The following is a 12,536-nucleotide window of genomic DNA, read 5'->3' as shown; positions in this document are numbered from 1 at the left end:
GAAATGGTTTTATCTTGGAGAGCTTAACGATAGATTAAAACAATGTACTGAAACGTAATCATTTTCTCATTCATATAGATCAGGCAAAAAATAATCGGCAATAAATCGCATTCGCTAAAAATTCACTCAATTCTAGGCAGATTAGCCCTTGCCTTTTTGATAAAAAAGCGGTGTCATTAGCGAACGTTTAAAACTGAAGCAGATTGACATGCCTGATTTAAAAACAATTCACCATTTTGATGTGATTATTGTGGGCAGTGGCGGTGCAGGTTTAAGTCTTGCACTCTCTTTACCAAGTCATTACAACATTGCAATTTTAGCTAAGGCGGCGCTGACGGAAGCCAGTACCTTCTATGCGCAAGGCGGTGTTGCTGCAGTATTAGACGAAACAGATTCTATTCAACAACATATTAATGACACTATGATTGCAGGTGGTCATCTTTGTGAATTAGATGCCGTCAAACACACCGTCGAAGGTGGTAAACCTTCCGTTGATTTCCTGCTCAAGCAAGGCGTGCAATTTACGCTAGATGATGATGAACAATTGCACCTCACCCGTGAAGGTGGCCATTCACAACGTCGTATCATTCACTCTGCCGATGCAACCGGCAAAGCCATTTCAACCACCTTGGTTGAACGTGCTAAAGAACGAAATAACATTACGATTTTTGAAAATTATATTGCAATTGATCTGATTACCCTACACAAGCTTGGGCATCTAAATCAAACCAATCGTTCAATTGGTCTTTATGCTTTAGATGAAGCTAATGAACAGGTGCATACTTTCCTCGCGCCATTTACTGCACTGGCTTGTGGCGGTGCAATGAAAGCTTATCTCTACACATCAAACCCTGATATTGCCACAGGTGATGGTATTGCCATGGCTTATCGTGCAGGTTGTCGCGTGGCGAATATGGAATTTAACCAATTCCATCCAACCTGTTTATATCATCCGAAAGCGCGTTCGTTCTTGATCACCGAAGCGATGCGTGGTGAAGGTGCTTATTTACGCTTACCAGATGGCGAACGTTTTATGCTGCGTTTTGATGAACGCGCTGAACTTGCTCCACGTGATATTGTGGCACGTACCATCGACCATGAAATCAAGCGCTTAGGTATTCGTCATGTCTGGTTAGACATCACCCATAAATCACCCGAATTTATTACTGAACACTTCCCGACACTATATGCGCGCTTACTTGAACTCGGCATTGATATCACTAAAGATATGATCCCTGTTGTTCCAGCAGCACATTACACCTGCGGCGGTGTGGTGGTAGATGAACATAGCCAAACTGATTTAGACGGTTTATATGCCATTGGTGAGACCTCTTATACAGGTCTACACGGCGCTAATCGTATGGCGAGTAACTCACTACTTGAATGTTTCGTTTATGGCATGAGTGCAGCAGAAGATATCGAACAGAAATTTGATGCTGAGTTTCAATTCCCTGATGTTCCAACATGGGATGAAACGCAAGTTACAGATGCAGATGAAGATGTCGTGATCCTACAAAACTGGGATGAGCTTCGTTCTACCATGTGGAACTATGTGGGTATTGTCCGTACCACCAAACGCTTACAACGTGCCTTGCACCGTATTGAAATGTTGAAACGTGAAATCACTGAGTATTATCAGGATTATCGTGTCAGTAAGAATCTAATTGAATTGCGTAATCTAGTTCTAGTTTCGGAAATGATTGTACGTTGTGCAATGGAACGCAAGGAATCACGTGGTTTACATTACACGCTAGATTATCCTGAACTTTCAAATGAGATTCGTAAAACAGTGTTAACACCACCTAATTTTAAAGTGGAACAGCCGTTGGTGAATGAGTGATACTTTCAAAGAAGACTCTTAGTTAATATTTACTATCGCGGTAGGCGACAGAGATGTCGCCCGTTGAGCTGCGGTATCAAGGATGTACCGTCAGCTCAACAAAGGATTTTTGTTACTTTTCATCCCTGAAAAGTAAGGCATAAGAAATAAAACCAAAGCATCACACAAACTTTTTAGATGATACAGATTGAGTATATAGCTGCTTTTATTTCAAATATTGCAAAGCTTCTTCAAACACAACATCTGTATTCTGTGTTGCATCCAAACGCTTCATCCTTTCAGGTTCTGCTTGCCATAAGGTCTCATAACCTGCACGCACCTTAGCAAAGAAACTTAATTTCTCCTGCTCAAAACGGTCCAATGCTCCACGCTCTCGCGCACGGGTCATGCCCAATTCAATTGGGGCATCCAGCCAAAAGGTGATATTCGGCATTTTCGCCACAAAGGTTTGATTTAACAGTTGCAACTTTTCCTGACTTAAACCACGTCCAGAACACTGATAAGCAAAGCTGGCATCGGTAAAACGATCACTCAACACAATCTTGCCCGCCTCTAATGCAGGTAAAATCACTTGCTGTAAATGCTGTGCACGCGCTGCATAAATTAATAACAGCTCGGTATCATGACTCATTTGCTCTTCATGATTCACCGCCAATAATAAGGAGCGAATCTGTTCCGCCAATGGTGTTCCACCTGGTTCACGGGTCAACACCACTTCTTTACCTTGCTGTTCAAAGTACTGATGAATTTTACGAATCAGCGTAGTTTTTCCTACACCTTCCGTCCCTTCAAAACTAATAAACATTATTCGCCCTGCTTTTTCTTTGAACGTAGCACAGTTAAATATTCTTGCACTGCACGATTATGGTCTTCTAAAGACGCGGTAAATTTATGCCCACCATTGCCCGTGGCAACGAAGTAAATATTTTTGGCATCATCAGGATGCATCGCTGCTTGAATTGCTTTCTTACTTGGCAAAGCAATTGGCGTTGGTGGCAAACCATTAATGGTATAGGTGTTATAAGCCGTTGGCGTACGCAGGTCATTACGGGTGATATTGCCTTTATAGTTATCGCCCATACCATAAATCACAGTTGGATCTGTTTGTAAGCGCATACCCATTTTCAAACGACGGACAAATACACCTGAAACTTGTTCTAACTCGCTATCAAGGCTAGTTTCTTTCTCAATAATCGAAGCCATGATCAACGCTTCATACTTATCTTTATACGGTAAGTTCGGTGCTTTCTTGGCCCAAGCCTCATCCAGCGATTTCATTTGACGGCGATACAAATCGGTTAAGATTTTTTTATCGGTCTCGCCTTTGGCAAAGAAGTAAGTATCAGGCGCAAATAGGCCTTCTGGGTGCGTATATGAGATATTTAATTGTTTTAATAATTCACTGTGCGGAAGATCAAGCAAAGTATTGGTGACATTTGGGTCTTTTCTTAGACTCTGAATCAACTGTGAAAAAGTTGTTCCTTCAATCACTAGAATACGGTTCATCTGTGCATTATCTGCATCAGACAACATATCCATCACCTGACGAATACTCATGCCTTCTGTAATTTCATAAACGCCCGCTTTCATGGTGTCATGAATCATAAACTTCTGATACAGCTTTAAAACTATTGGAAAATTCACCTTATTTTCTTTGGCTAAACGATCAATAAAGCGTGAATAGGTATCACCAGAAGAAATCACCAAAAGCTGTTTTTTACTGTCTACAGGGTAATTTTTAAATAAACTCGACCATACAATGCCAAAGATCGCCAATACAAAAATAACAATGGCGATCAAAAAGGCTTTAAAAAAAGAAAATCTAGATTTCGGTTTCGCTTTGGGCTTTTTCTTACTTTTGCTGGAATTTGGCGGCTTTGGCATATTAATCAATCTGGCTAAGTTTTAAAGTTTCAAATAAATCAAGATAGGGTTGCTGCGCTAAGGCCTGATCATTAAATCGAACAACCGCTTTCATTGGATGTAACGCATTGCAAAAAAATAAACTTTGGATATGGCCAATCTCATTCATATCGATACACCGCTGCTCACATTCAATCTGATATTGCTGCATTCTCGACAAGATTTTGGCTCTCATCACACCGTGGACGCCATTATAACGAAGTTCAGGCGTAATCCATCGATCATTTATACGAATAAAACAATTACTGCTCACCCCTTCAACAATATAACCTTGTACATCACTAACAAGGGCTTCTAACCAACCACGCTGATCAGCTTCTTGCTTGAGTAAGACCTGTTCTAATCTATTCAGCGTTTTTAAACCTACTAAATGCGGCATATTCAAACCCAAAGCATGATTTAACATGCCACTTTCAATCCACTCAGGCTGAAAAGCCTGTGTCACTCTTGGGTAATACCAGACATACACATCAGCCGCATGTAATGGCAGACTATAACCACGATCGCCTTCACCACGGCTAATCACGACTTTTAATGTGCCATTGAGATTTGAATATTGCTGCTGTAATTGTACAAGTGACTTTTCTACACAAGATAAATCTGCATCCAGCTGTAATGACTGACATGCCAATTTTAAACGTGCAAAGTGTAGTTCTTTTAGTTCAAAAATTCCGTGAAAAATACGTGCTGTGGTAAAGCAGCCATCGCCATAATGAAAAGCTCGGTCTAATAAAGGGATGGAGTCAATTAATTGTCCATTTTTATAACACTGCATAATCTAGATACCTTTCCACTTTATTAAGTCAGCACCACCAAAACCAATAAGCCATTGATTTTAAATAAGTATAACAATTAAAACCTAAAATTAAAAATCACTTATATATCAATAATTCAGCAAAGCTTATCTGTTTTATCTATTTCTATTTTTTTCATAACAAATTCGATTTTAATTATTTTTTTTGCAAAAAAACTGGCGTTATGCTGCGTACATATTCCAAACAGTGATTTAGTTTTTAAGGGGTTTTCCATGCGTTTTTCTCAAGTTAAAGTCGGCGTCATTGCCGCATTACTCTCAGTTTCTTCATTCGCGGCACAAGAATTCTTAAACGTTTCTTATGACCCAACGCGTGAGCTGTATACAGATTTCAATAAACAATTCGGTACGTTCTGGAAACAACGTACTGGCCAAGACATCGACTTTAAACAATCACACGGCGGTTCAGGTAAACAAGCCCGCGCCGTGATTGATGGCTTAAATGCAGATGTAGTCACACTTGCACTTGCAGCAGATATCGATGAAATTGCTGAAAATGCAAAACTACTTCCAGCAGACTGGCAAAAGAAATTACCGAACAACTCTACGCCATATACCTCAACAATTGTATTCCTTGTTCGTAAAGGCAACCCAAAACAAATCAAAGATTGGGGTGATCTGGTTAAACCAGGTGTGGAAATCATTACACCAAACCCAAAAACATCGGGTGGTGCACGTTGGAACTACTTAGGTGCTTGGGCTTGGGCAAAACATCAAAAAGGTGGTAACGACGCTAAAGCTCAAGAATTTGTTCGTCAAATTTATAAACAAACCAAAGTACTTGATTCAGGTGCACGTGGTGCAACCACAACATTTGCTGAACGCGGTATTGGTGATGTATTACTGGCTTGGGAAAATGAAGCCTACCTAGCCGTACGTGAACAACCGGGCAAATTCGAAATCGTTACCCCTTCTCTATCGATTCTCGCTGAACCACCAGTGGCTGTTGTAGAAAAGAATGCTGAGAAAAAAGGCAACTTGCAAATCGCTCGTGGTTACTTGAACTACCTGTATTCACCAGCAGGACAAGAGATTGCTGCACGTAACTTCTACCGTCCACGTAATGCCGCGGTATTAAAGAAATACAGCAACGTGTTTAAACCACTTAAATTGGTAACGATTGATCAAGAATTTGGTGGCTGGACCAAAGTACAAAAAACACACTTTGATAACGGCGGTATCTTTGACCAAATCGTCAAGATCAACAGCACAACGAAATAATTTACTCAACGGGTAAATAGGGAGAGCGGACATGATTCATACCGTAATTGTTCCAGGTGTAGGTGGTAGCGAAACGCAGCATTGGCAATCTTGGTTACAACAGCAACTCGTGTCTAGCTCTCGCGTTCAACAGCAACATTGGGATCGACCTGTATTAAGTGAATGGGTTGCTCAATTTGTTAAAACTGTTTCAGCCGCTCCAGCGCCTGTTCAGATCGTTGCACATAGCTTTGGCTGTTTAACCAGTGTTGCTGCGCTGGCTGAACACCCAGAACTCAGAGCAAAAGTTAAAAATCTGATTTTGGTTGCACCTGCGAACCCTGCACGATTTGGTGAAGCAGGTTTTGCGCGTCATAGCTTGACTGACTATAAACAGTATTTTCAGCAGCTGAAAATCGAAGTGCCAACCACGTTATTGATTAGTGAAAATGACCCTTGGTTAGGTTATGTCGATGCACTGCAACTCGCGCAAGCATGGAAATTAACACCAATCAATTTAGGTCCAGTTGGTCATATCAATGTTGTTTCTGGATTTGGTCCTTTCCCTGAGATCCTGAACTACCTGCTACCTGAAAAAAAGATGCAGCCTATCGTCCGAATGAGTCAGGCAAATTTTAATTTGAAATTTGCCTAACCCCAGCTTTCCGTAATTCTAGTATTCGCATTATTTATTTGCTTGTTTTAGCAAACATTTCTCTTTGAGGAAATATCATGTCGCAGCGTTCCCGAGTGCTGCCTGGGTTTGGTCTCTCATTAGGCTTCACCCTCGCTTACGTGTCTTTGATTGTGCTTATTCCTTTATCTGCTGTATTTATCAAATCTTTAGGGATTGGGTGGGATGGCTTATGGGAAATCTTAACCTCAGAACGAATTTTAAAATCCTTACAGCTTAGCTTTAGTGCCGCATTGATTGCCGCTTTAGTTAACGTTATTTTTGGTTTGTTATTGGCTTGGTGTCTGGTGCGTTATAACTTCCCAGGCAAACGCATTGTCGATGCTTTGGTGGATTTACCCTTTGCCCTGCCGACTGCTGTTGCAGGTATTGCATTAACCTCTTTATATGCCCCAACAGGCTGGATTGGACAATACCTTTCTCCACTTGGGATTGAAGTGGCTTATACCCCGATTGGGATCACACTTGCTTTAATCTTCATTGGTCTCCCCTTCGTGGTTCGTACTGTACAACCTGTACTCAGTGACATTGAAACTGAACTAGAAGAAGCTGCATCTGCACTAGGTGCCAATCGCTGGCAAACCATTACCAAAATCATTTTGCCGATTTTGTTTCCTGCTTTGCTAACAGGTTTTGCCTTAGCATTTGCACGTGGCGTTGGCGAGTATGGCTCTGTTATTTTCATTGCAGGCAACCAACCATATAAAACAGAAATCGCACCACTCATGATTATTTCTCGTTTAGAAGAATATGATTATGCAGGCGCAACCACCATCGCTGTGGTTATGCTCGTCCTCTCTTTCGGCATCTTATTTTTAATTAACTTGGTGCAAGCATGGGCTAGCCGTCGTACAGGGAGAGTTGCACAATGAGCTTAAATACCAATAGCAATGCTTTAGCAGTTAAATTACAAGCCAGAGATGCAACCAGAGAACCAACTTGGGTCCGTTATACCTTAATTGGTGTTGCTCTGATTTTTTTCCTGAGCTGCTTAATCCTACCGCTGATTTTGGTTTTTGTTGAAGCATTTAAACAAGGTTTGACCGTTTATATCAATGCTTTAACCGATTCAGATACTTTATCTGCCGTCAAACTGACCTTACTCACTGCCGCGATTGCAGTACCCATTAATGTGGTGTTTGGTGTTGCAGCAGCATGGGCGGTTGCAAAATTCCAGTTTCGAGGAAAAGCCATTTTAACCACCATTATTGATATGCCTTTTTCGGTATCGCCAGTCATTGCAGGTTTAATGTTGGTCCTGATTTTTGGTACACAAGGCTGGATGGGCAGTTGGTTAATGGATCATGACATCAAAATCTTGTATGCCGTACCAGCCATTGTACTCGCCACCATTTTCATTACTGTTCCATTCGTTGCGCGTGAGTTAATTCCGTTAATGGAAGCACAAGGGACTGAGGAAGAAGAAGCTGCGATTGTACTCGGTGCTTCAGGTTGGCAAACCTTCTGGAGAGTGACGTTACCTAATATCAAATGGGGTCTGATTTACGGCGTGATTCTGTGTAATGCCCGTGCAATGGGTGAGTTCGGTGCGGTATCCGTGGTTTCAGGTCATATTCGTGGTCAAACCAATACCTTACCGTTACACGTCGAGATTCTTTATAACGAATATACCTTTAGTGCTGCATTTGCTGTGTCTTCATTACTGGCATTTTTAGCGATTATCACTTTGATTTTGAAAACATGGCTAGAAATACGTCAAGAGCAAGCAAATAAGCATCAGCCGAATCACTAAGGAATAAACACATGAGTATTCAAGTTAAAAATATTGAAAAACACTTTGGTGCATTCCATGCGCTAAAAAATATCTCTTTAGACTTTCCTGAAGGTGAATTGGTTGCCCTACTCGGTCCTTCAGGCTGTGGAAAAACAACCTTATTACGTATTATTGCAGGCTTAGAATCTGCAGATGGTGGTCAGGTTTTACTTGAAGGTGAAGATGCAACGGACATCCATGTACGTGAGCGTCAGGTTGGTTTTGTTTTCCAACATTATGCCCTATTCCGCCACATGACTGTTTTTGACAATATTGCCTTTGGTTTACGCGTTCGCCCACGTGCAACACGTCCTTCAGAAGCTGAAATCAAAAAACGTGTGACTCGCTTACTGGATTTGGTACAACTGGGTTTCTTGGCGGATCGCTATCCAGCTCAGCTTTCTGGCGGTCAACGCCAACGTATTGCACTAGCCCGTGCCCTCGCAGTTGAACCACGTGTTTTACTCTTAGATGAGCCTTTTGGTGCACTTGATGCCAAAGTACGTAAAGAATTACGCCGTTGGTTACGTACCTTACATGATGAGCTGCATATTACTTCGATCTTCGTGACTCACGATCAAGAAGAAGCTTTAGAAGTGGCTGACCAGATCATCGTGATGAACAAAGGTGACGTTGAACAGATTGGTTCACCACGTGAAGTGTATGAAAAACCTGCTACCCCATTTGTTTTTGATTTCCTTGGTCAAGCAAATCGTTTTGAAGGTGAGCATACTGGCGGTATTATCCGTATCGGCGATGACCGTATTCAGCTACCGACTCTATTAGATGCGCCACAAGGGAAAGTCATTGCATTTGCACGACCAAATGAATTACATATTCATACCCAACCTCAAGCCAATACCCTTGAGGCAACGTTCTTACGTGAAGTGTGGATTGCAGGTAGAGTTGTGGCGGAATTACAAGATCGTAGTGGACGTACTATCGAAATTTTATTAAGTGTAGAAGAAGCGAACTTACATCAATTCAAACCAAATCAAACCGTTTGGATCAGTGCAGCTCAACTTCATTTATTCGCAGATCAAACAACGCAAGTTGCTTAAAATAATATTGATGGGGTAAAACACGCCCCATCCTCTTATGAGGAAAAACTTTTATGAACTTCCAACAACTCAGAATTATTCGAGAAACTGTTCGCCAAAACTTTAATTTAACTGAAGCATCTGCGGCACTTTATACCTCCCAATCTGGTGTCAGTAAACACATTAAAGATTTAGAAGATGAATTAGGTGTACAACTTTTTGTACGTAAAGGTAAACGCTTATTAGGCCTCACCGAACCAGGACAATCCTTATTAAGCATTGTAGAGCGCATGTTGGTCGATGCTGACAATATTAAACGTCTAGCCGATGATTTTAATAAAGTGGATGAAGGCACTCTGACCATCGCAACCACGCATACTCAGGCACGTTATGTGCTACCACCAATTGTGAATCAGTTTAAAAAATTATTTCCAAAAGTCCATTTGGTTTTACAACAGGCCAGCCCAGTTGAAATTGCAGAAATGCTGCTACAAGGTGAAGCAGATATTGGTATTGCAACCGAATCATTAACAACAGAAGATAATTTGGCCAGCGTACCTTATTATGAATGGCACCATAGCATAATCACCCCAAAAGACCACCCTCTAGCGAAACTAGATAAAATCAGTTTGGACGTCTTAGCCGAATATCCGTTGATTACCTATCATGGCGGTTTTACAGGCCGTTCTAAAATTGACAAAGCCTTTGAAGATGCACAATTGCATGCCGACATTGTAATGTCAGCCCTCGATGCCGATGTCATCAAAACCTATGTCGAACTGAATATGGGGGTCGGGATTGTCAACGATGTCGCTTATGATGCGGAGCGTGATTATCGTTTACAACAAATTAAAACAGATATATTTGGTGTTAATACCACTTGGATTGCGGTACGAAAAGGGCATCTGCTCCGTGGCTATGGTTATGAATTTATTTCGCTCTGCTCACCAGAAACAGATATTAAAGCACTGAAAAAAGTAGCTTATCCAGAAGAATAAATTATCCAAAAAAACAAAAGGCTCATATGAGCCTTTTGTTTTGCTTATTAAAGCGCATAAAAAAACGAGCATTGAGCTCGTTTTTTTATGCTGAATGCATGGATTAGAACTTGAAGCTCACACCCACTTTTGCAACTGGCATCCACTCATATCTGCTCTTATTCGCGATTTTATCAGCATCACGATCAGCCGCAGCTTGACCTGACTCGGTACCACCTACTTTAATTAAACCTTCAGACTTTAAATCAACTTCAGGATTACCAGTATAGTACGCACCGACTTCACCAAATACACCAAAGTTTTTATAAACAGGACTATTTAAACCTAAGCCTACGTATGGAGCAATTTGGTTATCATAATTTAAATGGCCTTTAACCGAACCCTTTCCGCCAGGAGCGTAGTAGTTTGAACCATCAATTTTGATTGTATCGTTTGTATTAGAAACAGATTTTTTCAAATCATAACTATTATCAAGATAACCAACACCTGCCGCTACATAAAGTGCACGAGCAAATGCATTTTGGTTAGTACCCCATGGATAAATTTCAGCATTTAAATATGCTGTTTTATTGTCCATGTCCATATCATATTTCGTGCCATCAATTTTCAAACTGTCTGACCAAGAAATATCGCCACCATTATAACCAAGGCTTAAGCTCACGTATGGGTTGACTTTATATGAAATTGCACCACCGTAGCCTGTAGTACCTACCTCAGCACGAACAGAAACTGGATCTAAGTATGAAGGGAATGCATAAACTGATTCCTTCACCACTTGTTCATCTGCTGCAAATGCAGTACCTGCAATCGCTGTTAATGCACCTGCTGCTAACATAACACGCAAAGCTTTCATTGAAGTCTCCTCAAAAAAACGCTTTTATTTAAATAAATGTATAATTGTTGCTTGTGGAATAAGCATAAAAGAATGATCGCTAACTTTTTATACAGAAACTGATTACTTTTTGTTATTTTTTGATACAAATTCGAATGAATTATGTATTCCTAAATTATAGATAAAAAACAATGGTCTCCATTTTTATTACAGTTTTGTTGCTTAAATTTAAAACAATATATTGTAACTACTTTTTTCAAAGATTCTGAGGGTCTGCTGCCACTTTATCTATGGTTGCGACATGAGCCGTATACGGCGCAAGATTTTTTAGGCGATACAAGGCATGGCTTGTGAAGTTTAGGCTTTCTAAATGAACAAGACATAACGATGTAGCGACAAAAAAACTTCTTGTCCCAAAGGGTTATAGCTAAAATTTCCTCATACTTCGTTATGAAACTTGGCAAGGGAATAGCCATTCCCTGCGTTTCATGCCTCGTCTGATAAAATTTTAGCTTATAACGCAACCTATTTATAAAATGGCAACAGACCCTACAAAATTAGTGTAAAATCTTCAAAATTTTTTTGGAAGAACGAAGATCATGTCTCAGCTTTCTACAATCATTGAGCAAGCATTTGAAGACCGTGCCAACTATAGCGCAACGGACTGCCCAACAGAAATCCGTCAAGCTGTAGAAGAAGCATTGACTGCTTTAGACAACGGTACACTTCGTGTAGCGGAAAAAATCGATGGTGAGTGGGTTGTTCACCAATGGTTAAAAAAAGCAGTTTTACTGTCATTCAAACTCAATGACAACAAGCCAATTGAAGCTTGTGATCTTCGTTTCTATGACAAAGTAGATACTAAATACGCAGGTTGGACTGAAGAACAGTTCAAAGCTGCGGGTGTACGTGTTGTACCGCCTGCTGTAGCTCGTCGTGGTAGTTTCCAAGCGAAAAATGTGATTTTGATGCCTTCATATGTCAACATCGGTGCTTATGTAGACGAAGGTACGATGGTTGATACATGGGCTACTGTAGGTTCATGTGCGCAAATCGGTAAAAATGTTCACTTATCTGGTGGCGTTGGTATCGGTGGTGTTTTAGAACCATTACAAGCAAACCCAACCATTATTGAAGACAACTGCTTCATCGGTGCACGTTCTGAAATCGTTGAAGGTGTGATTGTTGAAGAAGGTTCTGTCATCTCAATGGGCGTTTTCATTGGTCAATCAACCAAGATCTTCGATCGTGAGACTGGTGAAGTTCATTATGGCCGCGTACCAGCAGGTTCTGTGGTTGTTGCGGGTAGCCTTCCATCTAAATGCGGTACTTACAGCCTTTACGCTGCAATCATCGTGAAAAAAGTAGATGCGAAAACTCGCGCTAAAACCAGCTTGAACGATTTATTACGCGAAGACTAA

The 12,536-nt window shown here is 40.9% G+C and carries 12 protein-coding genes; 8 read left to right on the top strand and 4 right to left on the bottom strand.

What is annotated here, in order from left to right:
• Positions 1 to 202 precede the first annotated feature (202 nt).
• Positions 203 to 1,840: an L-aspartate oxidase gene (nadB, locus tag A7P54_RS11290; RefSeq protein WP_171067759.1), complete on the top strand. Its 1,638-nt coding sequence runs from the start codon at positions 203 to 205 to the stop codon at positions 1,838 to 1,840.
• Positions 1,841 to 2,045: 205 nt separating this feature from the next.
• On the opposite strand, the gene tmk is transcribed toward nadB, so the two are convergent.
• From tmk to pabC, 3 genes are read right to left on the bottom strand one after another with little or no spacing between them, the layout of a single operon-like run.
• The gene (gene tmk / locus A7P54_RS11285; protein ID WP_171549621.1) at positions 2,046 to 2,645 is read right to left on the bottom strand and encodes a dTMP kinase; all 600 of its coding nucleotides are present in this window, start codon (positions 2,643 to 2,645) and stop codon (positions 2,046 to 2,048) included.
• Complete coding sequence (gene mltG, locus A7P54_RS11280; RefSeq protein ID WP_171549620.1) at positions 2,645 to 3,724, bottom strand: endolytic transglycosylase MltG; 1,080 nt, start codon at positions 3,722 to 3,724, stop codon at positions 2,645 to 2,647. Before mltG ends, tmk begins: the two co-directional genes overlap by 1 nt.
• Before the next feature lies 1 nt (position 3,725).
• Positions 3,726 to 4,538, bottom strand: a complete 813-nt coding sequence (pabC, locus tag A7P54_RS11275; RefSeq protein ID WP_005204850.1) for an aminodeoxychorismate lyase — start codon at positions 4,536 to 4,538, stop codon at positions 3,726 to 3,728.
• Positions 4,539 to 4,790: 252 nt separating this feature from the next.
• On the opposite strand from pabC, the gene A7P54_RS11270 reads away from it, so the two are divergent.
• From A7P54_RS11270 to A7P54_RS11245, 6 genes are all read left to right on the top strand, one after another.
• Complete coding sequence (locus A7P54_RS11270; protein ID WP_004805737.1) at positions 4,791 to 5,798, top strand: sulfate ABC transporter substrate-binding protein; 1,008 nt, start codon at positions 4,791 to 4,793, stop codon at positions 5,796 to 5,798.
• A gap of 31 nt (positions 5,799 to 5,829) precedes the next feature.
• Positions 5,830 to 6,432, top strand: coding sequence for an alpha/beta hydrolase (locus tag A7P54_RS11265; protein ID WP_171549619.1), 603 nt, complete (start codon positions 5,830 to 5,832; stop codon positions 6,430 to 6,432).
• A 77-nt stretch (positions 6,433 to 6,509) separates the two neighbouring features.
• Positions 6,510 to 7,343 carry a sulfate ABC transporter permease subunit CysT gene (gene cysT / locus A7P54_RS11260; protein ID WP_016164234.1) on the top strand — a complete coding sequence of 278 codons (834 nt, stop codon included), beginning with the start codon at positions 6,510 to 6,512 and terminating at the stop codon, positions 7,341 to 7,343.
• A complete protein-coding gene (cysW, locus tag A7P54_RS11255; RefSeq protein ID WP_005211524.1) occupies positions 7,340 to 8,224 on the top strand; it encodes a sulfate ABC transporter permease subunit CysW in 885 nt (294 codons plus the stop codon). Before cysT ends, cysW begins: the two co-directional genes overlap by 4 nt.
• 11 nt (positions 8,225 to 8,235) lie before the next feature.
• Complete coding sequence (locus A7P54_RS11250) at positions 8,236 to 9,306, top strand: TOBE-like domain-containing protein (RefSeq protein WP_005322077.1); 1,071 nt, start codon at positions 8,236 to 8,238, stop codon at positions 9,304 to 9,306.
• A gap of 53 nt (positions 9,307 to 9,359) precedes the next feature.
• Positions 9,360 to 10,283: a CysB family HTH-type transcriptional regulator gene (locus A7P54_RS11245; protein ID WP_005189937.1), complete on the top strand. Its 924-nt coding sequence runs from the start codon at positions 9,360 to 9,362 to the stop codon at positions 10,281 to 10,283.
• Positions 10,284 to 10,386: 103 nt separating this feature from the next.
• Here the strand turns inward: A7P54_RS11245 and carO are convergent, their stop codons facing one another.
• The gene (gene carO, locus A7P54_RS11240; protein WP_004805726.1) at positions 10,387 to 11,136 is read right to left on the bottom strand and encodes an ornithine uptake porin CarO; all 750 of its coding nucleotides are present in this window, start codon (positions 11,134 to 11,136) and stop codon (positions 10,387 to 10,389) included.
• Positions 11,137 to 11,714: 578 nt separating this feature from the next.
• On the opposite strand from carO, the gene dapD reads away from it, so the two are divergent.
• On the top strand, positions 11,715 to 12,536 hold the full coding sequence (gene dapD, locus A7P54_RS11235; protein ID WP_005204857.1) for a 2,3,4,5-tetrahydropyridine-2,6-dicarboxylate N-succinyltransferase: 822 nt from the start codon (positions 11,715 to 11,717) through the stop codon (positions 12,534 to 12,536).

Source organism: Acinetobacter sp. Ac_3412 (genome assembly GCF_013072675.1).
GTDB lineage: Bacteria > Pseudomonadota > Gammaproteobacteria > Pseudomonadales > Moraxellaceae > Acinetobacter > Acinetobacter higginsii.
The sequence above is the reverse complement of the archived record's forward strand: the minus strand, read 5'-3'. Positions and strand labels throughout refer to the sequence as shown.

Coding starts and splice junctions, on each gene's coding strand:
- pabC (WP_005204850.1), bottom strand. CDS start 4,538: ATGCAGTGTTATAAAAATGGACAATTAATTGACTCCATCCCTTTATTA.
- carO (WP_004805726.1), bottom strand. CDS start 11,136: ATGAAAGCTTTGCGTGTTATGTTAGCAGCAGGTGCATTAACAGCGATT.
- A7P54_RS11250 (WP_005322077.1), top strand. CDS start 8,236: ATGAGTATTCAAGTTAAAAATATTGAAAAACACTTTGGTGCATTCCAT.
- dapD (WP_005204857.1), top strand. CDS start 11,715: ATGTCTCAGCTTTCTACAATCATTGAGCAAGCATTTGAAGACCGTGCC.
- A7P54_RS11245 (WP_005189937.1), top strand. CDS start 9,360: ATGAACTTCCAACAACTCAGAATTATTCGAGAAACTGTTCGCCAAAAC.
- tmk (WP_171549621.1), bottom strand. CDS start 2,645: ATGTTTATTAGTTTTGAAGGGACGGAAGGTGTAGGAAAAACTACGCTG.
- cysT (WP_016164234.1), top strand. CDS start 6,510: ATGTCGCAGCGTTCCCGAGTGCTGCCTGGGTTTGGTCTCTCATTAGGC.
- A7P54_RS11265 (WP_171549619.1), top strand. CDS start 5,830: ATGATTCATACCGTAATTGTTCCAGGTGTAGGTGGTAGCGAAACGCAG.
- A7P54_RS11270 (WP_004805737.1), top strand. CDS start 4,791: ATGCGTTTTTCTCAAGTTAAAGTCGGCGTCATTGCCGCATTACTCTCA.
- cysW (WP_005211524.1), top strand. CDS start 7,340: ATGAGCTTAAATACCAATAGCAATGCTTTAGCAGTTAAATTACAAGCC.
- mltG (WP_171549620.1), bottom strand. CDS start 3,724: ATGCCAAAGCCGCCAAATTCCAGCAAAAGTAAGAAAAAGCCCAAAGCG.